Here is a 24,612-nt window from a genome sequence, read left to right on the forward strand (position 1 = left end):
CCGCATCACAAAGGAATGATCAAATGGAACGTAAGCCTCAATACTGGGTGGCAATTTTACTGGGCCTGTTCACCGGCCCGCTGGGTTATCTCTATGTCAGGCGATGGAAATATGCAGCTGTATTTTTCTCGGCGGTCGTTGTCGCCGCTTTGTTTCTCTTTTACTTCAATATAAAAACGGATTATCTGGCCTTCATCAATGTTCTTTTTGCTGCCCATCTTTGTTGGCTTATCAGACAGGGCAAGACGGGCCCGGATGTCTGGTATGCCCGCTGGTGGGGGATATCCGGGATTTTTGCTGCTGCATTCGGGAGTATTTTTCTCCTGCGGACTTTTGTACTCGAACCGTTCGAGATTCCGGGGCAGTCGATGTCACCGATGCTGAACCCGGGTGAAAAAATTCTGGTCAGTAAAATGGGCTACCGTGCCAAATGGTCTTATGGTCGCTTGTTGTTTACAGAAGGAGCTTCGGAACGCACACTGGTGCCCGGAGACATGTATGTTTTTGTCGTTCCTGATACGGATGTGCTTTATATCAAGCGGCTGATCGGGATACCGGGTGACAAGATTGTGATTTCAGATGGTGAAGTGCTGAGAAATGGTGAACCTTTAGCAACTCACCGGCAGCCGGTTCAGGCTGATCAAGTGCTGGTGACGGAATCGCTGGGCGAGCAGGAATATCAAATCTTGCGCAATTTTCAGCGCGCCCGCCCGAATGAGCTGACGATTCAGGTTCCGGAAGACCATTATTTTTTCCTGGGAGATAACCGGGATAACTCATACGACAGTCGCAATTTCGGGGTGATCCCGTCTGAACGCATTGTCGGAAAAGTGGTATATCACTTCGAGTGATTTCAATTCCGTCTGAAGGCATCACGCCGAAAAACATTGCGCCGAAAAACATTACGCTGAAAAAGATTACATTCAAAAGTATGGCCGCGGTTGCGGCCATTTTTGTATCCGGATGCTGGATTTAATCATCCGGCGTACAGACCCGGATCCGGTGGCCGTCCGGGTCCAGAGCGACAAAGGTCAGACCGAAAACCGCTTCATGCAGAGGCTGTTCAATGGTCACGGATGGCTGCCATTGGTCGTAAAGCGATTTTACGGTTTCGTCATCCGGCACCATAAACGACAGTTCGCAACGATGGCCGCTTCCGCCGGAGACAAAGTTTTTCGCCTCTTCCGACCAGAGCCCCAGACTCAGGCCATTTTCAAAATCGAACGCCGCATAGGTGGGAAGGACGGCAACCGGTTCGCAATTGAACAGTTTTTGGTAGAAAACAGCACTGGTTTCAGGGCTTTTCACATAAAGTAACAGCAGATTGGGTGTCAGCATCATTGACCTCTTTTCGGTGTTGGCTAGGAATGACCTGAGTTTAAACCGGCGGACTGTCAGAAACTGTCAGTATCCTATTGCATATCTTTTGAGTGATGTTTACAGTCACAAATTGCCAGTTCAGGTATACAATAATGAAAAGGAAGTGATGAAAATCAGTGAATTACAGGCACATATTCGGGCCGTCGATCATCATCCGGAGAACACTCCCGGGTATTTCCTCAAGCTGATCGAGGAGGTCGGGGAATTATCAGAAGCAATCCGGAAAGGGAAAGAGGGTCAGCCTGATCTTGACCATTTAAAAGGGACGATTGCCGAAGAATTGTATGATGTTCTTTATTATCTGTGTGCACTGGCCAATGTCCATGGGGTCGATTTAACGCAGACCCATCACCTGAAAGACCAGCTCAATCAGCAGAAATATTGCAGTTAGTTTGCGGCACCCATTCAACAGAGCAAGGATGTATTCGTTCTCATGAACATTATTTTACCGCCCGCCCTGAAGCCCGGGGATAAAATTGGATTTTTTTCGCCTTCTTCGCCCGCGACAGTCTTCGCGCCAAAGCGATTTGAGAGGGCGAAACACTTTCTAGAGAGCAAAGGATTTCAGCTTGTGGCAGGCAGCCTGACCGGAGGTTCCGACCATTATCGTTCCGGCTCGATTCAGGCCCGCGCGGCAGAACTGAATGCCCTGATCCGTGATCCGGAAGTGCGCTGTGTGATATCGACGATTGGTGGCAATAACAGTAACGCGCTGCTGCCTTATCTCGATTATGAGGCGCTGAAACGCGATCCCAAAATTATCATTGGCTATTCCGATGTCACCGCGCTGTTGATGGGAATATACGCCCAAACCGGGCTGATTACTTTTTATGGTCCTGCGCTGGTGGCTTCGTTTGGCGAGTTGCCGCCACTGGTTGAGCAAACCTATGACTCATTTTTTGAGCTGCTCTGCCGCCCGGGAAAATCCTCGTACCAGTATCAGATGCCGCCAGCCTGGACGGATGAAATGATTGACTGGGAAACGCAGTCTGAAGCCAAACGCTTATCCCCCAACCACTGGCAGTTTATGGGTGAAGGCGTGATTAAAGGCCGGGTGATTGGCGGTAACCTGAATACCATGACCGGAATCTGGGGCAGTCCGTACATGCCAGCGATTCAGTCCGGCGATATTTTGTTGATTGAAGATTCCCTCAAAGGGATCGAAACCGTTGAGCGTTCATTGGCTCACCTGAAACTCTGTGGCGTGTTTGAGACGGTGTCTGCCGTGATTTTAGGAAAACACGAGCTGTTTAATGACAGAGGTACAGGCAGAACGCCGCTGGATGTTTTACTGGAAGTGCTGAACGGCCAGTCATTACCGATTCTGGCTGGTTTCGATAGCTGCCATACCCACCCGATGCTGGTCACACCGTTGGGAGCGACGGCAGAGATCGATTTTGATCGTGAAAGCATTCGTCTGACAGACCCATGGCTGGCAAAGTGATTCCAAGGAGAGAAAGATGACATTTGTGATTCGAAAAGCAGTCAAAGCGGATGCAAAGGCTGCACACGAGATTCGTCAGCGGGCGATTTGGGCGAAGTGTGTTGCGGATTATCCGGAAGCGCAGTTAAAACTCTGGACGGAAGGCGGGATGTCAGAACGCTTTATCGCTGATATCGAACGGGCTTTTTACGTGGCCGAGTCTGAACAGGGGGTGATCGGGACGGCCATGCTCAACACTGAACATGGGATCGGGAAGGTGGATGCCATTTTTGTTGCGCCGGATTATATGGGCAAGGGCGTTGCCAGGGCCCTGATGGCGCATATTGAAACACTCGCCAGAGAATCGGGCGTGACCGCACTGAAACTGGACGCGACGCTGAATGCGGCCGACTTTTACCGTGCCAGGGGCTTTACGGGCGATGAGATTGCAGTCTATCGTTCGCCAAAAGGACTGGAATTGGCTTGTGTGCCCATGGTGAAAAGTTTGGACTGAAGAAGATGGACTTTGATGAAGTATCTGTGCTGTACTTCATCTTTTCCGCAACTCAGAGAAAAGTAATTTCGTTATGGCGATTTTAGACATACTGACAGCACCGGATCCACGCTTAAAAGAGAAAGCCGTTCCGGTCACCGACATAGATTCAGTGCAAACCCTGATTGATGACCTGCTCGAAACCTTGTATGCCACCAGCAACGGCGTTGGTCTGGCGGCTACGCAAGTGGGTCGTTCTGAAGCCCTGGTGGTGATTGATATTTCAGAAACACGGGACGAACCGCTGGTGCTGATTAACCCGGAAGTTGTCAGCGGCGAAGAAAAGGTCATGGGTCAGGAAGGGTGCCTGTCTGTGCCGGATTATTATGCCGATGTTGAGCGTTACAGCTCCGTTGTCGTGAAAGCACTGGATCGTCAGGGAAATCCGATCACTCTGGAACGGGATGATTTTCTGGCGGTCGTCATGCAGCATGAAATTGATCACCTGAGCGGGAATCTGTTCATCGATTATTTGTCACCGCTGAAACGACAAATGGCGATGAAAAAAGTGAAAAAAGCCGTGAAAGCCATGGCAAAAACAGCCTGACCAGATTTCATCTGATGCGGCAGTGAGTGCCTGAAAAGAAATCATAATGGACTATCAATGAAAAAAGGAATGGTATTCATTGCCGCACTCTGGCTTGCCGGGTGCGCATCCCAAAAGCAACCACCGGCGGAGGAGAAAGTCCTGTATGATATTTTCTCTCAAAAACTCTTGAAAAATGGCCCCAGGGTTATTTGTGATCAACCGGTCTATCTGAAATGTTTTCAGATTTCAGAAGCAAACTGTTTATCGGAATTGACTCCTGTTTCAAAGGAATGTGGCAATTACGCGGAAAAGAAATGGCCCATTCGATCGGAAGAAGATGTAGAAAAGCATGCCATGCATTATTTCAACTGCATGATCTACCAGCACTTTACCTTTCACCGAAAAGACTGGCATGAAGCCTTTGCCTGTCTTGAAAATAGTAAAGACAGTTTTGATCCTCATCGTTCCTTATCTGTATTTTTAGAGTAAGATTTTCGGGCTCGATCCAATTCAATTCGGGCTGTCAGTTTATCCCCCAATAAACGGATATCCTGAACCACATTTCGGTTGAATGAGCAGGACTGCTCAGACAAGGTCATGGAGACACGGAGGTCAAATGGCACTTGAATTTCATCCCATCAATGTTGATGCACATTTTGCGTTTTGTATGGCTTTTCGGCGAGATGCTTATATCTGCACATTTCATGCGGATCATGGGTTTTCGGCGTTCATTGCCGGATATGAGGCGCGCATGCGTTCCCGGTTGGTTGATCCACGCTGGTATTACATCCACATCTGGGACGATCACCGTATTATCGGACAGCTTGAATTCAAAAGTTTTTCCGATGAACCGGCCACAGGATATGTCCATCTCATGTATATCATTCCGGATTACCGTGGTTCAGGGGTTGCCGATGCTGCCCAGCGTTATATTGAAACCCGGCTGCAGGCCGACGGATGTCAGGCGGCACTCCTCACTGTGGGGCGTAAAAATGAAAGGGCGCGGCGGCATTATCGCCGTTGGGGCTGGCAGCGTGTGGGCAGTGATCATACTTTACGCGGGACCGAGATTTTCAGGCGATTGCTGCCGGTGCTGAAGGAAAGCCATCCGGCATAGTCCGGCATCGTTCGGTATAGCCTTGTTTTGAAAGACAGGCCTTGCAGGTCACTGCAAAGCCTGTTCTCAAAGAGGCTGTCCAAACCGGATTATGCCTTGAGCTGAGGCACCAGCTTCGCCAGCATCAGCTGGGCGGTCTGCAGGGCACCTTCAACCCATCCCTGACTGTGTGAGTAAGCTTCACCACAGATATAGAGATGCGTCTGCGGCAGAGGCTGAACAATCTGGTTGGCGACATCGTCGCTTTGTACACCGATATTCCAGCTGTTCCAGCCGCCGCCGTACGGGTCATCCCCCCAGTCACGGAACGCTGCCTGCAGAGGCTGCGTCTGAGCCGATTCCCCGACAGACACATTGTGGATCAGGTTAACCTGCCGCGTGACTTCCTTCACCATAGACTCAGGTGCCTGGTGTGCCAGCCATTGGGCATCGGCTCCCCGTTGCTGCTGTATCAGGCCGGTAAAGGCGCGGTATTCGGGTAAAGGTAAAACTTCCATCTGTTGTTTCCAGGCCAGTCCGCGTTTCTGGCGGTAACCGTCCCAGAAGCCCACGTTGACTCCGTCGTCATAACTGGCCATCAGAATCGCAGGACCTGACAGCGCGGGCTGACCCTCATCGGTCGGCCAGTAGTAGGTCTGACGGACGGGCATGTTGGTTACACTGCGGCCAGATTCAATGCCGGATTGTTCGACCCACCAGGGAGAAGCGTAAGTGGTAAACAGCTTGAACAGGGGTCTGGGGGTGACGCTGCCGGTCAGGGATTTGACGACCGGTTGTTGCAGCAGCGGACAATTGGGCTCCAGCAAATCAATGGCGCGTCTTGGCATCGCCAGCACCACGTGCGTCGCTGTACACTGCAGCGCATCATGAGGCGTGATTTCCAGTTCCGTATTGAAATGCAGCTCAAAAGCACCATTGACCTGCGTGAACGTGGTCAGCTTATGACCCATCATCAGTTCGCCGCCGATGGCCTGAAATTCTTCTGCCAGTGCGACAGGCACTTGCTGAAATCCCTGTTTGAAGCCGAAGTATTTCACATCATCCCCGAAATCTGTCAGGAACCAGGGAATCGCATCCGCGGCATTCCAGTTGGACATGGTGGAGTTGTAACCCCCTGCATCCTGGCAGTACAGGTAATCTTCGCTGCTCATCACCTGTTGCAGCACATTCCAGAATCCCTGTTCATACAGCATTTTGCCCTGAAACTCGGCCTTCATCGCCATTTCCCGGCGTTGTCTTTCCGTGAGATCCGGATCGGTGATGCCGGGAACGATTTTATCCAGCGCCGCGATCATGACACTGCCGGGCGTTTGTGCGTAAGCATCTGTGCTGTAGTTATACGGCAAGGCGTGCGGGTTATCCTGATAGTCTTTCAGACGCAGCCTGACTTCCCGCAGGTAGGCAAAGTTGACCGGGGTATCTACCGGAAACGGATAATACTCAATCGGATCCGGCAGGGAACTGAACTGATTGATTTGATCTAGTAATGCGTGGATCAGTGGCTGCCGTGCAGCATCCAGAATGCGCATCCCCCCGAGTTCAGCGACCATATTGTCCACGCCCGGTGCCTTCACGGATAACAGGCGTCCACCAATCCGGTCGCTACCTTCAAAGACGGCAATGCTTTTTCCGGGAAAGTTCTTTTTCAATTGCCAGGCGCTGTAAACACCGGATACCCCGGCGCCGATAATCGCAACATCATAATGTTGACTCATAGGACCCTTCCTTGCAGTTTGATGAAAATGGTTTATGCCAGTGTGCTGAAATGATTGGGATTAATTTCATCCAACACGTCCTTGTGGAAATAATTTAACGACGGGCGGCGTATTCGTTTTGCCGAGGATTTCAGGTGAGTACTTTGCTGTACGGCCGCCGGATCCCGCTCCGTCCGGATATCCAGCACATAAGGTTTGTTTTCATTCAGAACAAACTGAATGGCTTCTCTCAGCGCGGTGTTCAGGTCGCTGGTTTGCTCAACAATCTTCCCTTGGACGCCAGCACCCATCGCATCGGCAATCTGCTGAAAATTCAGTTGCGGATGTTGCAGCGACAGATAATCCACCTCGTAATTGTGATAGCTGGCCGGATCCGCCGGGTCTGGTTCAACCGGTTTTTTCTTCGGTTCCCAGTCGTAGGAATCGATCACTTCTTCCAGTCCGTTTTGCAGCGTGTGGTATTCCCGGTTGTTGGTGATGATGTAAAGCACCGCCAGATCATATTTGGCAGCACTCCACCAGACCTGCGGGTAAAACAGCGACGACCCGTCACCGACGGCATTGATCACCAGTTTTGGCGTCACACCCTGGATCGCTGTGGGCTGAATCTTGATGCCGAGTGAGGCTGGCATCGACCAACCCAGCGAGCCGCCGGAGACGCAGTAATAACTGATTGGCCGGCTCATCTCTTTGTTCAGCGGCATCAGATACTGAAAACTGGGGCTGTCGGAAACGGCTTCATGAACATAGACAAACTGGTTGGCGAGCCCTTGCTCAGTGATGGCCTGAGATAAATAGTGCGGGATCAGCGCGGGATTAATACACGCGGCCGGGGTCTCTTCCGCCTGTTTCAAATAGGCATTCCAGTCCTGACGGCGTTGCTGACTGAGCAGCTGTAAATGCTGGTTGCGCGCATCTCTGGCCTGTTGCTGCTCCGGCGTCACCGGGAGCCCAGCCATGACGTCATTGAGTTTTTCCAGGCTGGCCCGGATGCCGCCCAGAACGGCGTGGCTGCCGTAATAGTTTTTCCCGATATCCCAGGTGTTATTCGACAGGTAGAGAATATCCACTGAGGGCGGTATCAGCGGCCCATCGGCATAGTTGAAGACTGTGACCTGAGCCTGATTGCTCCAGCCGACCAGAAACGCAACATCATGCTGCTGAAACACGGCCTGCAGCATCGCCTGATTTCCCGGTAACTCGCCTTGCCAGTGGATATCATCGTTCGGAAAGTTGGCAAGGCTGCTGAAAGTTTGCAGGGCCACGGGCGCCCCGACCGTTTGCGCCAGAATACCCAGCTGTTGTGCGGCATCATCATAACCCACGCCATCACCTGCGATGATGATGGGATTTTTGGCTTCAGAAAAACGCTGTGCCAAACGCTGAATTTCGTCTGTATCGCCCGTGAAATTGGTGGGAATACGGGTGATACCCGGCAGCTTTTGTGGCTGGTTGGGCAAGGGGCTGACCATCATGAATTCCCAGGGGATGGAAATAAAGACCGGGCCGCAAGCCGGTGCTTTGGCTTCTTTGAAGGCCCGTTGTAACACCATGGGGAATTCATAGGGTGTACGCAGTTCATGCGACCATTTGCAGTACTGTTTCGCGAGTTCAGCAATGTTGGATGACAGTAAGGGTTCTTGCGTGACCAGTTCATTTTGCTGCTGACAGCAGAGAATGACCAAAGGAGTATGAGAACGGTAGGCATTGAATAAGTTGCCGATCCCGTGGGCAATTCCGGGGGTAATGTGAACCACCAGCACACCGGGTTCTCCGGTCATGCGGGCCGCGCCCATGGCTGCCCCCATCGCAATGTTCTCATGCAAACATTCGACATATTCCACGTTGTTTTCCGGGTAGGACGTGCCATCGATAATCGGAATTTCATTGGTGCCGGGGACACCGAATATTTGACGGATACCGAGCTGGTTTAATGCATCGTATAAATAATCACGCATGATGCGTGGCGGTAGGTCAGACATGATTTTTCCTTATTGAAATCGGGGACAGCGACCTCCCAATTGGTAAATAAAATGTTAAATTTCGTTCCGGCTTATCGAACTTAGGTCAGAGGAATAGTGCATACAAATTTCATTCAGGCTGGGTACAAGTTGAAATAATGCATCTTTGATTGGTGCATTTGAGTCAGACATTTTGGGAATTGATATCAGAGAACAAGGTCACATTTTTTGTAACTGTCTGTTTTGCTGATAAATGTCAGGGGGAAATGAATTGTATTGAAAAGATATCTTTTTATAATCGTCGGATTTTTAAATACTTTTTTTCGGCAGCTGATCAACCAACTTTTAATTCCCTGAAGTCAGTGAATTCAGAACAAAGAATTTTTCAGATTAGAAAAAATACCGGAATTCAGAAAATGAACTGAAAATAAAATGAATGATTTCAAGTGAGGGGGAGGGAAATGCAGCGAATCAATGTCATCGGCACCAGTGGCAGCGGGAAATCGACTTTTTGCCGGAAACTGGCACATGTTCTGGGGTATCCGCATATTGAAATGGATGCTTTGTTCTGGAAACCCAACTGGGCAGAATCGACGGACGAAGCATTTTTGTTGGCCATTGAACAGGCGCTCGACCAGACGCAATGGATTCTGGACGGGAATTATCACCGAACGGCAGCCCTCAAATGGCGTCATGCGGATACTGTCATCTGGGTAGATTATTCGTTTACCCGCACGCTATTTCAGGCGGTTCAACGCGCGGTGATCCGCTGCCTGAGCAAACAGGAACTTTGGCCGGGAACGGGCAATCGGGAATCATTCCGGAAAACCTTTCTGAGCCGGGATTCCATTGTCTGGTGGACAATAAAAACCTACAGCAAAAACCGTGCGCGCTATCTGAGCATGATGTCGGATCCCAATTTTGCACATATTCAATTTGTTCAGCTACGCAGTCCGGCACAGGCAAATCAGCTGATCCAACAGCAAAAGCACATGAAAACATTGGGCACTGAACCGACATCGAATGAATGAGGAAAATCAACACCATGATCCGAACGTTTACAGCAGCAGATATGGACACTGTTTTGTCAATCTGGCTGACAGCATCACTCAAAGCACACGATTTTATTGCGTCCGAATTCTGGCAGTCTCAGGTTGAGAATATGCGCAGCCTGTATTTACCGGTTTCAGACGTTCATGTGTATGAAGACCATGGCGCAGTGAAAGGTTTTTATGCTTTGTATGAGAACCAGCTTGCCGCGATCTTTGTCACGCCGGAGGCACAGGGGCAGGGCATCGGGAAGGTTTTGCTGAACCACGCTAAAATGCAGCGCAAAATGTTGTCGCTGAATGTTTATCAACGCAACCAGGCCAGCTATCAGTTCTATTTATCTCAGGGGTTTCAGGTGACTGCAGAAAGCACCGATGAGCATACCGGTGAAGCTGAGTGGCAGATGGCGTTTTGTGCATCATAAAGTGCGACGGCAAGGATTCGATACGCAGCAACCCAGGTTGCGGTGAACTGCTGCGATCGAACCGCTTCTGCGAAATCCCTATTCTCTATTCCCTAGATCTAGCGAGATCCAGAGAGACTGTATCCGAATTGCGTTACTGGGGTGCTCCGCAGGTCGTCTTGACATTCGGGACGTTGCTGGCGAAATACTGAACAACTTCGGTCAGATCCAGCTTCAGGTACGCCAGAGTATGGGGTTGCTGAAAATGAGCATGGTAATCCGCCTCGCTGTCAAAGCGTTCCCAGAGCAGAAAACGTGAGTCATCCTGCAGGCAGCGGTGGAGCTGAAAAATGGAGCATCCCGGTTCTTGGAGCGTTTGTGCGCATAAGCGTTGCAGTGATTCAAAAGCAGTCTGAATATTGGCTCGATCTTTCACTTTCAACTCTGCGGTAATGTAATAACCTTGACTGAACACCATAAAAACTCCTGATTGTGAATGGCGAAACAAGGCTAACTGCTAGAGTTCACTCTAGGGCAAGCAGTTTTTCCTCATAAGCGTCAACTTTATATTCGACAATGGCCAATTCCTGATTTAGTCGTTCAATTTCCCGCTTGAGTGAGACCGCGTGTTTTGCCAGTAATTCTTGTCGATCTTTCAAAGAGCAATCCCCTTGCTGGCGAAGAGCCGCGAAGACTTTAATATCTGCAAGCGGCATACCGGTTGATTTCAGGCGTTGAATCCACGCCAGCCATTCAAGATCTGATGCTTGATAGATCCGTTGTCCGGCAGGATTGCGGTGAATACTTCTGAGCAGTCCTTCTTTCTCGTAGTATCTCAGGGTGTGAATTGAAAGGTTCGTTTTCTGTGCGACTTCTGAAATGAACACAAAGGCTCCTGGTTGATCCTGTTATTCTTTGCTCATCTGACGGGATGAATCACAAGTGGTCATTTTTGCGCTGTAATTATTGTGATCCATCCAGTACGCGCGCCATGATGAACTTACTGCCTTCCCGGTCAATCACCTTAAAATTTCTCAATTCGTACAGTTTGACATTGTGAGATTCACAACGAAGACAGAGGTGAGGAATTCCGAGTTCTTTTGCTTTTTCTACGGCAAACTCAATGAGTTGTGTTGAAATGCCTTTTCCTCGGTATTGAGGCACAACATAAATGCCATCCAGCCAATACTGGTAAGCCGGATAATCGGGCAGCTCGCGAAATTTCAGTTCACCGGCCCCGGCGAGTTCTCCATTGAAATGTGCCACGAAAGCGAGCGGGACTTTTGTCCGGTTCGTCCCTTGCAGGAGTTTTTCCGTGATTGTACTTTTGGTTGCAGAAGGATGCAGGTGCAACCATTCATTCAGGTACCAGCCAGCAATGGTTGGGGCTGCTTCAGGGACATCGGCTAACAGTGAAATATTCATTTTACCTCAGGAATGAGTTGCAGTTTCTGCTTTGAGCGAATTGCTGTGGATACTCATGCATCCTCACAGAGTACTTTGGTGAGTAAGTGCTGTTTATTTCGGAATCCTGTTCTGGTGTAAAAGCTGATCGCTTCAGCATTGCCGGACCAGACATGAAGCTCGACACATGTTGCGCCTTTATCTTGCGACCAGTTTTCAAAGGTGTCCAAAAGCGCCCTTGCCAGGCCTTTACGTCTTGCCGAGGGGGCAACAACGATTTCTTCGACGTAGGCATAACATCTGGATTGCACCCAACGCTTGGACGAAACATGAACCACATGCCCGAGTAAAACGCCGGATACTGTCCCGTCGATTTCAGCGACGAGTAAGGACTGGTTGTCATCAGACAAAATGTCTTTCAGCTCCTGAACGGTGAACACATCATCCGTTTCCCGGACAACGTCCGGTGTCAGGGATGCATGATGTTTGTTTTCGATGATAAAAAGCCGGACTAAGGCTTCAAAATCCTTTTCTTGTGCTTGTCGTATCATCCATCTTTTCCTGGGTGTTCAATGGCGGTTTTCACTGGGCGTATCACGTAATATGGTTTCACCTGTTCGCGGGTTTGTGAGCGTGACATTCTCGAGAGCACGAATGCACCATCCAACATGGCATTTTTTCAGAACGGCGAGGATCAGGGTATCCAGTTCATGAGGTCCTGCCGGGTGCGCTTCGCCTGCGGACAGACGACTCCAAAAATGAATGATGGCGACATCGTCACTGATGTGGTCGATATCGATCAGCTGATTGCTCAACATTGAGTCCTGATAGATTGTTTCGTGAATAGGCGTATGAAGTGCGAGGATTTCATTGATCCCCCGAACATAGTGACCAAAGCGATTCACGAATGTAGCATCTTCAGTAAACAGACTGCCAAATGCCTGCATATCGTGAACATTCCAAGCGGTTTGGAATGCCTCAGGCATATCTTCTGGTTGACTTACATTGGTCATTACGTTGTGTCCCGTTACTTTTGGAGGTTCGTTCAACATGATGGCGTTGTTTCGCGCCAGGTGAACCCATATGTTTGGTCGTTCGCTATCCTGTCCGCCCTTCATTAAAACTTGGAATATCTGGTTGTAGGGCACACCAGTTTGCTTTGTAACGGGTATAAATCTGAGCATCAATCTGAACCGGAATATCGCCATCAAATGTTGCAATGGCTAACTCAATGGCTTCAAAGGGAGCGCCTTTGACGCGAAATCCTATGCTCGAACCACATACCATACAAAAAGTCCGGATTGTGCCATTTGGCGCTGTAAATTCATTCAGCAGGTGTTGCCCGGACAGCCAAGTCAGCCCCTGAACGCCCACGAGGGTCCCGAATGCTGCACCATGGAATTTACGGCACATCGAACAATGGCAATTCGCTGCCTGCTTGTGAAAACCTTCGACGGCAAACTGAACGCCGCCACATAAACACGATCCCTGATATTGCTGACTCATCATGATATTTCCCATTTATCCTGAGGTTGGCGCCCGGATTGGAATATGCAGTCAGAAGCGTTGCTGTTTTACACACACTAGCTGAGGACTTTGCAGGTTCAGGCGAATACATCAATTGTCTCTGACGATAATAAATCCCTCCAATGTCGGATGACAGACCTTTTGGGGTGGTTCATTGGGTCCCTTATACGCATGTAATTCAAGGATATAAAAAGCATTTGTCTTGCGCGCGGAAACCATAAACAGAGTCTATCCTGACCACAAAAAATTTTTGTGCTCACGGCCGTACTTTTTTATTGCACTGGTTACATGATGACCTTAATATCGCGCCGCTTCTTGATGATAGCCAATCCGAGTACATCACAGCTGACATGTGGCAAGGCGATAGAGCAACTATCCAAGAGTGACTTTGACTGCGCATCTGCGCTTTTTTTGACGCTCCACTTTTCATCACACTGCAATGAAAAGTGCTCATACATGTTGGAGGCTGATGATGGCTCACGCCCATTCGGTATTAGATTTTCAATCGTTCACCAATCAAACCCTGTCTGCGGAAGAAGTTCATTTAATTGAATCTTCTGTGGCGCAATTCGGTGCCCCGCTCCTGATGCTGGACTGCGATGTGGTTCGCCAGCAGTATCGTGCGCTGAAGCAGGCTTTACCGAATGTAACCCTTCACTTTGCGCTCAAACCGCTGCCGCTGCCGGCTGTGGTCAGAACGCTGCTGGATGAAGGCGCAAGCTTCGATCTGGCAACCACAGGTGAAGTTGAGCTGGTGGCGCAGGAAGGTGTTCCTGCTGAACGCACTATTCATACGCACCCGATCAAACGTGATTCAGACATCCGTGACGCGCTGGCCTACGGTTGCAATGTATTTGTGGTCGATAACCTGAATGAGCTGGAGAAATTCAAGCCTTATCAGCATGACGTTGAGCTGCTGGTACGTCTGAGTTTCCGGAATTCAGAGGCTTTCGCCGATTTATCGAAAAAGTTTGGCTGCTCGCCTGAGCAGGCACTGACCATTATCGAAACGGCACAGGCGTGGAACATTCGTATCAAAGGTCTGTCATTCCATGTGGGTTCGCAAACCATGAACCCGCAGAAATACGTGAATGCGATCCGGACCTGTAAAGCGGTGATGGAGCAGGTGGTTGAACGTGGACTGCCGGCACTGAGCACACTGGATATCGGTGGCGGTTTCCCGGTCAGCTACACGCAGCAGGTGATGCCGATTGACCAGTTCTGCATGCCGATCAACGAAGCGCTCAGTGAACTGCCGGAAACCGTGCAGGTGCTGGCTGAACCCGGACGCTTTATCGTGGCGCAGGCCGTCACCAGTGTGGCTTCCGTCATGGGGCAGGCGGAACGCGAAGGTCAGATGTGGTACTACCTGGATGACGGGATTTACGGTTCATTCAGTGGTTTGATGTTCGATGATGCCAAGTATCCGCTGGTCACCCTGAATCAGGGGGGCGAGTGTGTCCCGAGCGTATTATCCGGGCCTACCTGCGACAGTATTGATGTGATTGCAGAAAATATCATGCTGCCCAAGCTGGAGAATGGTGACCTGGTAATCGGCCGGATGATGGGCGCCTACACCAGTGCGACCGCGACTGATTTTAACTTCTTCAAACGGGCACAAACTGTGGTGCTGAATGAGTTTGCTGAAAACAGTGAACGCATGACCGGCTGAAGACTGAAAAAGCGCTCAACCTTGAGCGCTTTTTTGTTTATTCGGCGGACCAGAGATCATCAAGATTGAACCGGTACTTATAGGCCAGCACGACATTGTGTTCCTGAAAGTCATCCGTTTTATCACTCAGGACCGGACTGAAGTTATACAACAGCAACATGTGATTACCGACGTTGCCTTCCAGGTAAACATTGATTGCCATCCCCAGCCCGTTCTTGTTCACCTTTCTGATTTCACCGGATTCTGTTACTGAATTTGTGATCATATATTTCCCGGTTAAATCCAGATACCCCACGCCCAGCCCCGCCCCGATTTTGACATTCCAGTCTTTGGCGGCATGTCGGTTGAACTGGTAAAACACCACAGGAACGGCCGTGAGGGCATAAGCCTTGATCGAGGTGCCGAGATCGACGGTCTCTGTCCCGTCATTGATTTCCTGTCGATCGGCTTTAAAAAATGACCAGTCGACCTGAAACTGAACCCCAATGTTTGAGTTCTCAGAAAAGTAATATGGATCAGAGATCAGTGAAGCTGTCGGAAAAAGCTGGAAGCCACTGGTCATCACTGCCACTTCTTGATCTCCGTTTGAGAGATCCTCGATTTCGAGATGACTGAGTGTACTTTGAAGGCCGACCGCCAGTTCTATGGCTGAGCTTGTGAACGGAACAAGAGTCAGTGAAGCAATCAGGAAGGTGCGAAACATTCAGTGTATACGTCGGCGGCAGAAGAGGTGCGGAGTTTATCAGAGGCACTGACCCCGAGCAACGTATTGAAACTGAACAAGGAATGGGGATTTTACTTTGCCTGTCGGGCGTCTTGATGATATTCAGGTAAAGCCAATGGAAACAGGGCAGAGAGATATTCCATTGGCTGTTTGAAGGCCGGCGTCTATTTTTGCGATGGTCAATTTTTGCAATGTTAGTGTCTGCGATGCTGATCTGCGCAATGCGGATGCCGTCCGAAAGTAAATTTCCCCGAACTATTTTCCGCTGTTGATGATCATTTCCAGGCGGTAATCCGCAACTTCATTTCTGCGCGCTGCGGAGCGCATCATGTAGACCCGCACTTTGTAGTCGCCGCTGGCAGGCAGCTGTCTTTCAAACTGATTTCCGTTCACCGAGCCGTTAAACATCGCAGCCTCGTTTTCTCCCGGAGCCATAATGTTGAAATAGGTTGCGGTGTTTTTGGTGGCCATGCTGACATTCATGGTTTGCCCTTCCCGGGCATTGAGGACATAGTCGACGACTTCATAGCCTTGAATCGAGTCTTCGACGACAGCACTGGTTGCACCTTTCTGGAACTGTACGCGTTCTGTGCGGATATCATCGGCCGCCGCAGTCATCGTGGTCATGAGCAGAAAAAGGCCCAGGATCAGTTTGACGGGCGTCAGAACAACAAATTGAGTCTTCATGCGTTTTTCCTATGACTTGAGGGGATGAGTATGATGCATGCCCTGTCGGCCAGCAGGGGGGACTGTCTGACAGGGCATCATCATGGAAAGAAGTATGGCCGGAGTTTGAGTGAAGCCGTGTTCAAAGCGCGAGACTGAGCGGAGAAGGAATGCGATGAAATGCGTTGAAAGATAAATGACTCATTCCATTCAGAACTGTCCTGAACGCTGTGTGATTGCCTATGCTTAAAGCCATCAATGATTGCGTTTTTTTGACCTTTCATGATTGTTTTATCCGTTGTTTATTTGCGCTTGAGACAAGGTGTAACCTGCGCTTTGGGGATTGATGCAAGATGCGGATCAGAGCTTATGGATTCCAATTCTGGTGAAAGTGATGGCGGGATATGATGCATGCATCGGATCAACATATGGCTTATCAAATCAGAGGCCTGACAAAAACCTATTTCACCGGAGAGATCGAGGTCAGGGCGCTGCGGGGCGTAGACCTTGAGATCCGGAAAGGAGAGATGGTTGTTTTGCTCGGTCCTTCGGGAAGCGGGAAATCAACTTTCCTGAATCTGATTGGCGGGCTGGATACCCCGACGGGCGGACAGATCATTTTTGAAGGCAAGGAACTGTCCGGACAGGATGAACGATACCTCACCCAGTACCGACGTCATTATGCCGGTTTCGTTTTTCAGTTCTACAACCTGATCCCCAGCCTCAATGCCCGGGAGAATGTGGCACTGGTTTCAGATATTGTGCGTGATCCGATGCCCGTGGACGAAGCATTGGATATGGTGGGTCTGAAAGCGCGTGCTGACCATTTTCCTTCACAGCTTTCTGGCGGTGAGCAGCAGCGTGTTGCCGTGGCCCGGGCGCTGGTGAAAAAACCAAAGGTGCTTTTGTGCGATGAGCCTACCGGTGCGCTCGACAGTACAACAGGGATTAAGGTGCTGGACGCGCTTGTCGGAGTCAATGAAACGCTGGGCACCACAACGATCATCATCACGCATAATGCATCGATAGCAGCGATTGGTGACCGGGTGCTGCATTTTGCCGACGGCAGGATCGTCAAAGAAGAACGGAATGAAAAACGGCAGCCCGCTTCGGCGCTGATGTGGTAATCGCTATGCGTGCGCTGGAGAAAAAACTGATCCGCAATCTCTGGCAAATCCGGGGTCAGGTGCTGGCGATTGCCCTGGTCATTGCCGCTGCTGTTGCCATGATCGTGCTTTCCTCCGGGACTTACCGCTCCCTTGAACTGACCCGAAACCTGTATTACGAGCAATACCGTTTTGCGGATGTCTTCGCCAGCCTCAAGCGTGCTCCGGACAGCACGCTGGCCGAAATCGGACAAATTTCCGGCGTGGTCAACGCAAGCACCAGCATCCGGGAATATGCGTTGCTAGACATGCCGGAGGTCATTGAACCTGTCCGGGGCCTGTTTATTTCCCTGCCGGAAGGGGTGAACCCACTCAATCAGCTGGTGCTGCGGTCTGGTCACTGGCCCGAGGCTGATTCAACGGAACAGGTGCTGGTGCATGAAGCCTTTGCTCAGGCCCACGATTTGCATCCGGGTGATCTGATCCATGCGACAATTTACGGAAAACAGCATCATTTTAAGGTCGCGGGTATCGCCTTATCCCCTGAGTTTGTCTATGCGCTCGGTCCCGGTGATTTGATTCCGGATAACAAACGTTTTGGGATTTTCTGGATGAACCGGGACGCGCTGGCGTCAGCAGGGAATCTGAAAGGTGCATTTAATGAAGTTGCGCTGAAACTCAGCCCCGCCGCCAATCCGGACGAAGTGGTTGCCGGGCTTGACCGGATCCTCAGGCGCTACGGGGGGACCGGCGCCTTCACCCGGGAAGATCAGCGATCTGATTCCTTTATCAGCAGTGAGCTGAAGGAACTGAAATCCATGACCCGCATTATGCCGCCGATTTTTTTGGGGACCGCGGTTTTTCTGCTGAACATTGCCATCGGCCGACTGGTGGAAACGGAGCGCGGACAGCTCGGTCTTCTGAAAGCCATCGGTTACAGTGATAACGCGATCGGATTTCACTATTTGCAAACGGCGCTGGTTATAGCCTGTGTCGGAATTTTGATTGGCTGGCCCTCAGGGCTGTGGATGGGACACGGCATGGCGGAATTGTACATCGCCTATTTTAAGTTTCCCGTGCTGCGTTACCATATCACCCCCGGGGTTTTCCTCGGGGCGGCCGCAATCAGTCTGGCCGCCGCTGGTCTGGGCGCCCTGGCTGCGATTCGCAAGGCGGTCCGGCTGCCACCGGCTGTTGCGATGGCACCGCCGCCCCCACCGCTGTATCAGACCGGGCTCGGCGAAAAAATAGGGCTGTTTCGCGGGATCACACCATCCGGCCGAATGGTGGTGCGGCATCTTGTGCGCTGGCCGTTCCGTTCGGGGTTAACTGTGCTTGGGGTGACACTGTCGATCGCTTTGCTTCTGTCGACGCTGAATTTTTTCGACTCGATTGATGTCATGCTCGAATCGTTTTTCCATCGCAATAACCGTCAGGACTTGACGATCAGTTTTACGGAAATCAGGCCAGACAGCGCCGCAGCAGATATCCGCCATCTGGATGGTGTGCTGAAAGTTGAGTTACAGCGCAATGTCTCTGCCCGTCTGGTGGCCGGGCATCTTTCGAAACGGACGGCCATTCAGGGGCTGGATCCGGGCGCTGAACTGAGTCAGCCACTGGACATTGACGGTCGAAAAATCTTTTTGCCTGCACAAGGCGTTGTGCTGAATGAATGGCTGGCCCGGTACCTGAATATCCGGCAGGGCGACTTGATGCGCATTGAAATACTGGAAGGCCGGATGCCGGAATTCCGGATTCCCGTCACCGGGGTCAGCAAGGAATACGTCGGGTTGTCCGCATACATTAGCCGGACGACACTCAATCGTTATCTCCGTGACGGACCGGTGGCGAATACGGCGATCGTCACGGTCGATGCCTCTAAACTAGAATCTATTTACAGGAAAATCAGAGAGATGCCTTTTGTGGCCGGTGTTACGGCGCTGGATGTGTCAGAGGCACTGTTTCGCAGGCTGATCCAGCAGAACCTGTTCACCATCGTGACATTTTATGTGCTGTTTGCATCGGTGCTGGCGTTTGGGGTCGTGTATAACAATGCGCGCCTGACCCTGATTGAACGCTCCCGGGAGTTTTCCCTGCTGCGTGTGCTTGGTTTTCATCAACGAGAAGTCGCATGGATTCTGGGCGGCGAAGTCGCGTTGCTGACTCTTCTGGCACTGCCTTTGGGATGCATTCTCGGATACGGACTGGTTCGGCTGATAGTGACTTTTTTTGCGTCCGATCTTTACCGTATTCCGTTTGCGATCGAACCATCAACTTATGGCTATGCCGTGCTTGTGATTTTGATTGCCGCCATTTTCAGCGGCCTGCTGGCGCTCTATCGTCTGGGAGAGCTTGACCTGCTCAGCGTGCTCAAGGAAAGGGAATAGCGTATGCCGTTCAGGAAATACCGCTGGACTTTACTGTTTATCTTGCTGCTGGTTGCTGGCCTGACCTTCGCGTTCTGGCCCCGAGCGATCGACGTTGAAGTCGTGATGGTGACGGAAGGGCCGATGACAGAAACCGTCGATGATGATGCCATCACCCGCGTGAAAGAGGTCTATACCCTGACCGCGCCGGTATCCGGCCGTTTGTTGCGGATTGAAAAAGATGCCGGTGATGACGTGACCACAGGTGCTGTATTGGCGGTTTTGCAGCCTGCGGTGTCACCGTTGCTGGATGCCCGGACGCAACTTGAACGTGCATCGGCCATGCATGCGGCGGAAGAGTCAAGGGATGCAGCCAGGGCACAGGTGAAAAGCGCCTTAGCCCGTCTCGAATATGCCCGGATTGATTTTAAGCGGGCCGGGAAACTTGCGCAGAAGGATGCGGTGTCGATCGACAGGCAGGATCAGGCCCGGCAGGTTTTACGTGCGGCGGAAGCGGGACTGACGACGGCAGAGTCGGTTCTGTTGCAAAAAGAAGCTGAATTTCAGCAGGCGAAGGCTGCACTGCTGCAACCTGGTGAGGCAGCAGCAGTCCGGCGGTCTCAAGTCGAGATCATCGCACCGGCTGATGGAAAGATTTTGCGGATTTTACAGGAAAGTGAAGCTGTCGTGGCGGCGGGGACACCTTTGATGGAAACCGGCGATCCGGACAATCTCGAAATCGCTGCTGACCTGTTATCGCGCGATGCCGTGCGGATTCAGCCCGGTGATCACGTGGATATCGATAACTGGGGTGGCGCAGGCGTCTTAAATGGCACCGTTCGCCGGATAGAACCGGCAGGCGCCACCAAAGTTTCATCGCTTGGCATCGAGGAGCAGCGTGTGAACGTGCTCATCGATTTTTCTGATCCAAAGGACAAATGGGCGGCGCTTGGCCACGGTTTTCAGGTGGATGTGCGCATTGCAGTCTGGCATGGCGATCACGTGCTGCGTGTTCCCATTGCTGCGATTTTTCGTCATGGCCGTGACTGGGCCGTATTCAGAGATGATGATGGCCGCGCGCGTTTGCAGGCCATTCAGATCGGCCATCTTACAGGTCAGTATGCCGAAGTGCTGGCAGGGCTCTCTGTCAGCGATCAAGTGATCGCCTATCCCAGTGACCGGGTTCAGGACGGTGTGATGATACGCACGGTGATACAGACGCCATGAACCCGCGTGGGCACCAACGGTGGGATGTGGCAGAAAGCCCGTTGATACCCGCTGACTCAGGCCAGGGCTTCGGATGCTTCCCACTCCGCTTTACTCATATGAAAAAGCAAACTTGCCGGCGCATCTTTGACATCCTGAATGGTTTGTTCGTTGCGAAATCCTGATTTTTTCAGCACTTGCAGGGATGCGAGGTGGTTTGCCCGGACTCGGGCTGAAATTTGTTCAAGCCCTAAATCGACAAAACCGAATGACAGCGCCCATTTTGAAAATTCCGTCGCATAGCCTTTTCCCCAGGACGCCGTGCTCAGCCGGTAGCCCAGGTTATTCATCGTTTTTCCCTCAAACTCAAAGAGACTCAGGCCACCAAAACCAATCACGCTTTCTGGTTCTTTTCGGGTTGCGATTGCCCACATACCAAAACCGTGCGCGTTCCAGTGCTCAAGCCAGCGGCACATTACAGATGCAGCATACTGGATATTCGGAAATGGCCCGGCAGGGTTGAAACGATTGGTTTCCGGGTCGCCATAGATAGCGAATAAATCTTCAACATCGGTCTGACTTACGGGACGCATCATGAGTCTTTCTGAATACAACACAATGATTTCCTTATAATTTGTGTGATATGCACAGAGGCCTTGAAAGGCATTCATCCTACTGGGTTGTTGAATATGTGTAAATTATCATTAGTTGAATGCAATCAATCGGTTAAGTGCCATTGCAGCGCTGCTGAGCATGGCAAAACCAATGGGGAGGTTTGAAATTGGGCTCTGAGATTGAAGCCGAAGCACATCAATTACGTGAAATTGGAATACAGGTTAAGAAATTGGCTTTTTATGATTTGAATCATGGCCTTATGCACTGAAGATAGGGCAATGAAAAAGGCGGTTGAAACTGATTTTAATGTCACCTCATGTTTAGCCTTTTCATTGTTCAACATTGACTCCAGAACTGCAGGTATCGTGTGAAAAAACTCAAATTCGTCCTTCCCATGTCGCTCCTTTTGAGCCTCTCTCCGACCGTTTCCGCATCGACATTCGCACCGGCTGGTGTGTGGTCCGGTACGATCGGTAAGTCCTCCATCAAAGTGTGCTTTCAGGATTCAGGTCAGCAGGCGATTTACTATTATCAGCGCTATAAAACGCCGATTACGCTGACCCTGAAAGATGGATTCTGGATCGAACAGGGTGATACCGGCCGCTGGGAACTCACCGGTCAGCCCGGCAATCACATTACAGGGCAGTGGTCTACCGTATCAGGGACCTCGTCTTTACCTTTGTCTCTGAAATTTGAATACCATGATCTCGATAAAAATTGCGGGGAAGAGGAATTTCTTTCTGCGCTGCAAAAAACACTCAAATGGAAGAAAGGAGAGTGGAAAGACTGGTTCGGCTGGCAATACCGGGACGTCGCTTATGGGGGAGACAATTCAATTGAACTGGCTGCCAACTTTCCGAGCAGCCAGGCGATCAATGCAGCTTTAAATGCACGTGTCACCTCTGAGGAAAATGTCGAACGGCAACTGGAGACGCTGGAGAGTTTTTTGCAGGGGAATGGTTTAGCGAAGTACGACGAAACATCGGTCAGCCCCGTTTTTCTGAATGGCTTGTGGCTGGGCGTACGTTTCTACTCGTGGGCGGTAGGCACAGGATCGAGAGGCATCAGCTACCATACAAGCTACTTTTCACTGGCGACCGGCGAGGAAATTAATCCCTGGCGTTGGTTTATGGCAATACCGGTGAATCAATCACGTTATGACAATCCATATTCGCACCCGCTTCCTGAAACGATACAGGCGAAGTATGGCCGAAAGGAATCAGAAGCCTCAGAATTTGAGGAGTGTAATCTTTCTGAGCATGGTTATTACCAAATCAGCCTAAGAAATGATGGCCTTTTGTTTTGGGAACGAGCCATTGGTGATGGTTGTGAACGGGAGTTTTTCCTGACGCCTGAAGAAGCGATGTCGTTCGCCAATGCTGAGGGGAAAAAAGCCCTCAGCGTGTTTGCAAAACTGATGGAGCAAAATCAGCGGGATTATTAGTGGTCATGATGGTGTGATTTCGAAAGGGGTGTGGCCAGTCACTGGTGGCTGGCCACAGACAAAAAATTGGAGAACGGCTACTGATTGAGTTGCGAAGTCACTTCTGTCAGTGTGCCGTTTTCCTGATGCTTTTTCTGCCAAGTGATGAATGTGGTGAAGTGGAATCGGTACAGTCTGTTATCTCTTGCTATATCGATAATATTGCAATAATAAAGTGATCAATAATGAGGCGGACTGGAACAAAATATAGGGGTCTTTCAGTTTTTTAATCTCATCAATATCACTGATGAGATAATATTCAGCAGCAATGATGACACCACAGATTAATGCTGTCATCGATAATACATCACTTAATTTTTTTGTGTTTGAGAAGTTCCAGATTCTTTTCGAGATAAATAGTGTTAGAAATGATCCAGAAAGAAATAAAGTCATTGCTATTGGCATATCATCGCTATTATTGTTGAAAATCCCCTCTGCAACAGTCATTGAAAGGAAAAGCGTTAATGCGCCGATCACATTAAAAACAATGAATCCTTGCAGGGTAAGCATCAACATTTTTACTGGATTTTTTGTATTGACGTTTGTCACATGATCTCCTTTTGTGAATGATTGCCAGGTGCCAGATACAGAGATGTATTCCCTATGAAACCTGATGTTTTATAGCGACTGTGGTTGTGTAACTCTTTAATGATCAAATGTATTTTTATTTATAGAACGAAGGTCATGGTTGGTTATAGTCGAAGAATAAAATTGAAGGCCATTTTGGGGCGTAATATTAGTCATGGCTCTGAAACCATTGCTCCAGAAACGCAATACATTGAATGACGGTGGCTGGAACGAAATGTCTGGCTGGGTAGAGGGCATACAGTGTGAGAGAAGGCTTTTGTACGTCTTTCAGGACTTCGACTACTTCTCCGTTTTTTAACGCGTCCCGGCACACGAAATCTGGCAGAAATCCGACGCCCTGATCGGCCTTGATCGCCTCTAACATAAACAGGGTGCTGTTCACGCGTAATGACCCTTTGATGGGAATCCCATCTTCGATGGGCCAGACATTTTTCCCTTTGAAGTAGGCGTATTCAAAGCAATTGTGGTAGAGGAGATCTTTGGGGTGCTCAATGTTGCCATGGCGATCCAGATATCGTTGGGATGCACAGATCCGGTACTGAAACGTTGTCAGTGGCCGGCCAACGTAACTGGAGTCAAACGGACGGCTGGCTGCGCGAAATCCGAGATCAAACCCCTGCTCAACCAAGTCGACATCTTCATCGCCAAGGTGAATGTCTAAATCAATGTCGGGGAACTGGCGCATAAAATCGGCAAACATATCTGCCAGATCGGTGATCCCCAGTACCATCGGCGCATTGATCCTGAGCTTGCCCCGGGGTGTCTGTTGCAGCGATTGCACAAAGGCATCGGCTTCATTGATATCGGCCAGTATTTTCCGGGCCCGCTGTAAATACGCTTCCCCTGCATGGGTGAGCTGAACATTGCGCGTTGTTCTGTGCAGCAGGCGGACCCCAAGTTCATCCTCGAGCCGACCAATTTCTTTACTGATCATAGATTTGGACGTGTTGTTTTGCTCGGCAACCCGCGTAAAACTGCCTAAATCTGCCAGACGCACAAAGAGCGCCATTCCCCGGAGTTTATTCAAAGCTTTCGTATTCCCTGTTGATGTTAACTGTTTCCATTTTGAAAACATTCCGTTCACATTGTCACTATATATAAAGCGCCTTCATCACCATACACTT

Annotated in this window: 28 protein-coding genes; 14 read left to right on the top strand and 14 right to left on the bottom strand. The window is 50.3% G+C overall.

What is annotated here, in order from left to right; all coding sequences use genetic code 11:
• The first annotated feature begins 23 nt into the window (after window positions 1-23).
• Entirely contained in the window at window positions 24-851 is an 828-nt protein-coding gene (gene lepB, locus ACYP03_RS06630; protein ID WP_248143147.1) for a signal peptidase I, read from the top strand.
• A 121-nt stretch (window positions 852-972) separates the two neighbouring features.
• Here the strand turns inward: lepB and ACYP03_RS06635 are convergent, their stop codons facing one another.
• Window positions 973-1,338: a VOC family protein gene (locus tag ACYP03_RS06635; RefSeq protein ID WP_459778978.1), complete on the bottom strand. Its 366-nt coding sequence runs from the start codon at window positions 1,336-1,338 to the stop codon at window positions 973-975.
• Between the two features lie 148 nt (window positions 1,339-1,486).
• Between ACYP03_RS06635 and ACYP03_RS06640 the strand changes: the two genes are divergently transcribed.
• The 6 genes from ACYP03_RS06640 (at window position 1,487) to ACYP03_RS06665 (ending at window position 5,002) form a co-directional block, all read left to right on the top strand.
• Window positions 1,487-1,771, top strand: coding sequence for a MazG nucleotide pyrophosphohydrolase domain-containing protein (locus ACYP03_RS06640; protein ID WP_459778979.1), 285 nt, complete (start codon window positions 1,487-1,489; stop codon window positions 1,769-1,771).
• A 42-nt stretch (window positions 1,772-1,813) separates the two neighbouring features.
• The gene (locus ACYP03_RS06645) at window positions 1,814-2,824 is read left to right on the top strand and encodes a S66 family peptidase (protein WP_459778980.1); all 1,011 of its coding nucleotides are present in this window, start codon (window positions 1,814-1,816) and stop codon (window positions 2,822-2,824) included.
• Between the two features lie 16 nt (window positions 2,825-2,840).
• Window positions 2,841-3,317, top strand: a complete 477-nt coding sequence (locus tag ACYP03_RS06650) for a GNAT family N-acetyltransferase (protein WP_248143150.1) — start codon at window positions 2,841-2,843, stop codon at window positions 3,315-3,317.
• Window positions 3,318-3,390: 73 nt separating this feature from the next.
• Window positions 3,391-3,903, top strand: a complete 513-nt coding sequence (gene def, locus ACYP03_RS06655; protein WP_459778981.1) for a peptide deformylase — start codon at window positions 3,391-3,393, stop codon at window positions 3,901-3,903.
• Between the two features lie 57 nt (window positions 3,904-3,960).
• Window positions 3,961-4,374 carry a hypothetical protein gene (locus tag ACYP03_RS06660; protein WP_330961253.1) on the top strand — a complete coding sequence of 138 codons (414 nt, stop codon included), beginning with the start codon at window positions 3,961-3,963 and terminating at the stop codon, window positions 4,372-4,374.
• A gap of 127 nt (window positions 4,375-4,501) precedes the next feature.
• Window positions 4,502-5,002: a GNAT family N-acetyltransferase gene (locus tag ACYP03_RS06665; RefSeq protein ID WP_248143153.1), complete on the top strand. Its 501-nt coding sequence runs from the start codon at window positions 4,502-4,504 to the stop codon at window positions 5,000-5,002.
• 89 nt (window positions 5,003-5,091) lie between these two features.
• Here ACYP03_RS06665 and ACYP03_RS06670 read toward each other — a convergent pair whose 3' ends face one another.
• Both ACYP03_RS06670 and ACYP03_RS06675 read right to left on the bottom strand, forming a co-directional pair.
• Complete coding sequence (locus ACYP03_RS06670) at window positions 5,092-6,717, bottom strand: flavin monoamine oxidase family protein (protein ID WP_459778982.1); 1,626 nt, start codon at window positions 6,715-6,717, stop codon at window positions 5,092-5,094.
• A 32-nt stretch (window positions 6,718-6,749) separates the two neighbouring features.
• Window positions 6,750-8,699, bottom strand: a complete 1,950-nt coding sequence (locus tag ACYP03_RS06675; RefSeq protein WP_459778983.1) for a thiamine pyrophosphate-binding protein — start codon at window positions 8,697-8,699, stop codon at window positions 6,750-6,752.
• A gap of 440 nt (window positions 8,700-9,139) precedes the next feature.
• Here ACYP03_RS06675 and ACYP03_RS06680 point away from each other — a divergent pair, with 440 nt between their 5' ends.
• Both ACYP03_RS06680 and ACYP03_RS06685 read left to right on the top strand, forming a co-directional pair.
• Complete coding sequence (locus tag ACYP03_RS06680) at window positions 9,140-9,709, top strand: AAA family ATPase (RefSeq protein WP_248143157.1); 570 nt, start codon at window positions 9,140-9,142, stop codon at window positions 9,707-9,709.
• A gap of 14 nt (window positions 9,710-9,723) precedes the next feature.
• Window positions 9,724-10,152 (top strand): N-acetyltransferase, encoded by a 429-nt coding sequence (locus ACYP03_RS06685; RefSeq protein WP_459778984.1) that lies wholly within the window; start codon window positions 9,724-9,726, stop codon window positions 10,150-10,152.
• Window positions 10,153-10,285: 133 nt separating this feature from the next.
• Here ACYP03_RS06685 and ACYP03_RS06690 read toward each other — a convergent pair whose 3' ends face one another.
• The 6 genes from ACYP03_RS06690 to ACYP03_RS06715 all read right to left on the bottom strand — a co-directional run bounded on the left by ACYP03_RS06690 (window position 10,286) and on the right by ACYP03_RS06715 (window position 13,044).
• Entirely contained in the window at window positions 10,286-10,609 is a 324-nt protein-coding gene (locus ACYP03_RS06690; protein ID WP_330961247.1) for a putative quinol monooxygenase, read from the bottom strand.
• Window positions 10,610-10,655: 46 nt separating this feature from the next.
• Window positions 10,656-11,018: a MerR family transcriptional regulator gene (locus ACYP03_RS06695; protein ID WP_459778985.1), complete on the bottom strand. Its 363-nt coding sequence runs from the start codon at window positions 11,016-11,018 to the stop codon at window positions 10,656-10,658.
• A gap of 76 nt (window positions 11,019-11,094) precedes the next feature.
• Window positions 11,095-11,556: a GNAT family N-acetyltransferase gene (locus tag ACYP03_RS06700; protein ID WP_459778986.1), complete on the bottom strand. Its 462-nt coding sequence runs from the start codon at window positions 11,554-11,556 to the stop codon at window positions 11,095-11,097.
• A 53-nt stretch (window positions 11,557-11,609) separates the two neighbouring features.
• Window positions 11,610-12,086 carry a GNAT family N-acetyltransferase gene (locus ACYP03_RS06705; protein ID WP_330961239.1) on the bottom strand — a complete coding sequence of 159 codons (477 nt, stop codon included), beginning with the start codon at window positions 12,084-12,086 and terminating at the stop codon, window positions 11,610-11,612.
• Between the two features lie 18 nt (window positions 12,087-12,104).
• Complete coding sequence (locus ACYP03_RS06710; RefSeq protein WP_459778987.1) at window positions 12,105-12,683, bottom strand: SgcJ/EcaC family oxidoreductase; 579 nt, start codon at window positions 12,681-12,683, stop codon at window positions 12,105-12,107.
• Window positions 12,634-13,044, bottom strand: a complete 411-nt coding sequence (locus ACYP03_RS06715; RefSeq protein ID WP_459778988.1) for a GFA family protein — start codon at window positions 13,042-13,044, stop codon at window positions 12,634-12,636. Before ACYP03_RS06715 ends, ACYP03_RS06710 begins: the two co-directional genes overlap by 50 nt.
• 490 nt (window positions 13,045-13,534) lie before the next feature.
• Between ACYP03_RS06715 and ACYP03_RS06720 the strand changes: the two genes are divergently transcribed.
• Window positions 13,535-14,734 (top strand): type III PLP-dependent enzyme, encoded by a 1,200-nt coding sequence (locus ACYP03_RS06720; RefSeq protein ID WP_459778989.1) that lies wholly within the window; start codon window positions 13,535-13,537, stop codon window positions 14,732-14,734.
• A gap of 37 nt (window positions 14,735-14,771) precedes the next feature.
• On the opposite strand, the gene ACYP03_RS06725 is transcribed toward ACYP03_RS06720, so the two are convergent.
• Window positions 14,772-15,437, bottom strand: a complete 666-nt coding sequence (locus tag ACYP03_RS06725; RefSeq protein ID WP_459778990.1) for a hypothetical protein — start codon at window positions 15,435-15,437, stop codon at window positions 14,772-14,774.
• Between the two features lie 276 nt (window positions 15,438-15,713).
• Window positions 15,714-16,145 carry a hypothetical protein gene (locus tag ACYP03_RS06730; RefSeq protein ID WP_459778991.1) on the bottom strand — a complete coding sequence of 144 codons (432 nt, stop codon included), beginning with the start codon at window positions 16,143-16,145 and terminating at the stop codon, window positions 15,714-15,716.
• 407 nt (window positions 16,146-16,552) lie between these two features.
• Between ACYP03_RS06730 and ACYP03_RS06735 the strand changes: the two genes are divergently transcribed.
• Genes ACYP03_RS06735 through ACYP03_RS06745 form a run of 3 tightly spaced genes read left to right on the top strand, consistent with a single transcriptional unit; the run spans window position 16,553 to window position 20,823 of the window.
• Complete coding sequence (locus ACYP03_RS06735; RefSeq protein WP_459778992.1) at window positions 16,553-17,251, top strand: ABC transporter ATP-binding protein; 699 nt, start codon at window positions 16,553-16,555, stop codon at window positions 17,249-17,251.
• Window positions 17,245-19,617 carry an ABC transporter permease gene (locus tag ACYP03_RS06740; protein WP_459778993.1) on the top strand — a complete coding sequence of 791 codons (2,373 nt, stop codon included), beginning with the start codon at window positions 17,245-17,247 and terminating at the stop codon, window positions 19,615-19,617. Before ACYP03_RS06735 ends, ACYP03_RS06740 begins: the two co-directional genes overlap by 7 nt.
• 3 nt (window positions 19,618-19,620) lie before the next feature.
• Complete coding sequence (locus ACYP03_RS06745) at window positions 19,621-20,823, top strand: efflux RND transporter periplasmic adaptor subunit (protein ID WP_459778994.1); 1,203 nt, start codon at window positions 19,621-19,623, stop codon at window positions 20,821-20,823.
• Window positions 20,824-20,879: 56 nt separating this feature from the next.
• On the opposite strand, the gene ACYP03_RS06750 is transcribed toward ACYP03_RS06745, so the two are convergent.
• Entirely contained in the window at window positions 20,880-21,398 is a 519-nt protein-coding gene (locus tag ACYP03_RS06750; protein ID WP_459778995.1) for a GNAT family N-acetyltransferase, read from the bottom strand.
• Window positions 21,399-21,784: 386 nt separating this feature from the next.
• Here ACYP03_RS06750 and ACYP03_RS06755 point away from each other — a divergent pair, with 386 nt between their 5' ends.
• Complete coding sequence (locus ACYP03_RS06755) at window positions 21,785-22,861, top strand: hypothetical protein (RefSeq protein WP_459778996.1); 1,077 nt, start codon at window positions 21,785-21,787, stop codon at window positions 22,859-22,861.
• 177 nt (window positions 22,862-23,038) lie between these two features.
• On the opposite strand, the gene ACYP03_RS06760 is transcribed toward ACYP03_RS06755, so the two are convergent.
• Window positions 23,039-23,449 (bottom strand): hypothetical protein, encoded by a 411-nt coding sequence (locus ACYP03_RS06760; protein ID WP_459778997.1) that lies wholly within the window; start codon window positions 23,447-23,449, stop codon window positions 23,039-23,041.
• Window positions 23,450-23,636: 187 nt separating this feature from the next.
• Window positions 23,637-24,515 carry a LysR family transcriptional regulator gene (locus tag ACYP03_RS06765; protein ID WP_459778998.1) on the bottom strand — a complete coding sequence of 293 codons (879 nt, stop codon included), beginning with the start codon at window positions 24,513-24,515 and terminating at the stop codon, window positions 23,637-23,639.
• Window positions 24,516-24,612 lie beyond the last annotated feature (97 nt).

This window comes from Photobacterium sp. R1 (assembly GCF_054600795.1).

Excerpts from the sequence above, each read along its gene's own strand:
- lepB (WP_248143147.1), top strand. The coding sequence starts at position 24 with ATGGAACGTAAGCCTCAATACTGGGTGGCAATTTTACTGGGCCTGTTC.
- ACYP03_RS06635 (WP_459778978.1), bottom strand. The coding sequence starts at position 1,338 with ATGCTGACACCCAATCTGCTGTTACTTTATGTGAAAAGCCCTGAAACC.
- ACYP03_RS06640 (WP_459778979.1), top strand. The coding sequence starts at position 1,487 with ATGAAAATCAGTGAATTACAGGCACATATTCGGGCCGTCGATCATCAT.
- ACYP03_RS06645 (WP_459778980.1), top strand. The coding sequence starts at position 1,814 with ATGAACATTATTTTACCGCCCGCCCTGAAGCCCGGGGATAAAATTGGA.
- ACYP03_RS06650 (WP_248143150.1), top strand. The coding sequence starts at position 2,841 with ATGACATTTGTGATTCGAAAAGCAGTCAAAGCGGATGCAAAGGCTGCA.
- def (WP_459778981.1), top strand. The coding sequence starts at position 3,391 with ATGGCGATTTTAGACATACTGACAGCACCGGATCCACGCTTAAAAGAG.
- ACYP03_RS06660 (WP_330961253.1), top strand. The coding sequence starts at position 3,961 with ATGAAAAAAGGAATGGTATTCATTGCCGCACTCTGGCTTGCCGGGTGC.
- ACYP03_RS06665 (WP_248143153.1), top strand. The coding sequence starts at position 4,502 with ATGGCACTTGAATTTCATCCCATCAATGTTGATGCACATTTTGCGTTT.
- ACYP03_RS06670 (WP_459778982.1), bottom strand. The coding sequence starts at position 6,717 with ATGAGTCAACATTATGATGTTGCGATTATCGGCGCCGGGGTATCCGGT.
- ACYP03_RS06675 (WP_459778983.1), bottom strand. The coding sequence starts at position 8,699 with ATGTCTGACCTACCGCCACGCATCATGCGTGATTATTTATACGATGCA.
- ACYP03_RS06680 (WP_248143157.1), top strand. The coding sequence starts at position 9,140 with ATGCAGCGAATCAATGTCATCGGCACCAGTGGCAGCGGGAAATCGACT.
- ACYP03_RS06685 (WP_459778984.1), top strand. The coding sequence starts at position 9,724 with ATGATCCGAACGTTTACAGCAGCAGATATGGACACTGTTTTGTCAATC.
- ACYP03_RS06690 (WP_330961247.1), bottom strand. The coding sequence starts at position 10,609 with ATGGTGTTCAGTCAAGGTTATTACATTACCGCAGAGTTGAAAGTGAAA.
- ACYP03_RS06700 (WP_459778986.1), bottom strand. The coding sequence starts at position 11,556 with ATGAATATTTCACTGTTAGCCGATGTCCCTGAAGCAGCCCCAACCATT.
- ACYP03_RS06705 (WP_330961239.1), bottom strand. The coding sequence starts at position 12,086 with ATGATACGACAAGCACAAGAAAAGGATTTTGAAGCCTTAGTCCGGCTT.
- ACYP03_RS06715 (WP_459778988.1), bottom strand. The coding sequence starts at position 13,044 with ATGATGAGTCAGCAATATCAGGGATCGTGTTTATGTGGCGGCGTTCAG.
- ACYP03_RS06720 (WP_459778989.1), top strand. The coding sequence starts at position 13,535 with ATGGCTCACGCCCATTCGGTATTAGATTTTCAATCGTTCACCAATCAA.
- ACYP03_RS06725 (WP_459778990.1), bottom strand. The coding sequence starts at position 15,437 with ATGTTTCGCACCTTCCTGATTGCTTCACTGACTCTTGTTCCGTTCACA.
- ACYP03_RS06730 (WP_459778991.1), bottom strand. The coding sequence starts at position 16,145 with ATGAAGACTCAATTTGTTGTTCTGACGCCCGTCAAACTGATCCTGGGC.
- ACYP03_RS06735 (WP_459778992.1), top strand. The coding sequence starts at position 16,553 with ATGGCTTATCAAATCAGAGGCCTGACAAAAACCTATTTCACCGGAGAG.
- ACYP03_RS06745 (WP_459778994.1), top strand. The coding sequence starts at position 19,621 with ATGCCGTTCAGGAAATACCGCTGGACTTTACTGTTTATCTTGCTGCTG.
- ACYP03_RS06750 (WP_459778995.1), bottom strand. The coding sequence starts at position 21,398 with ATGATGCGTCCCGTAAGTCAGACCGATGTTGAAGATTTATTCGCTATC.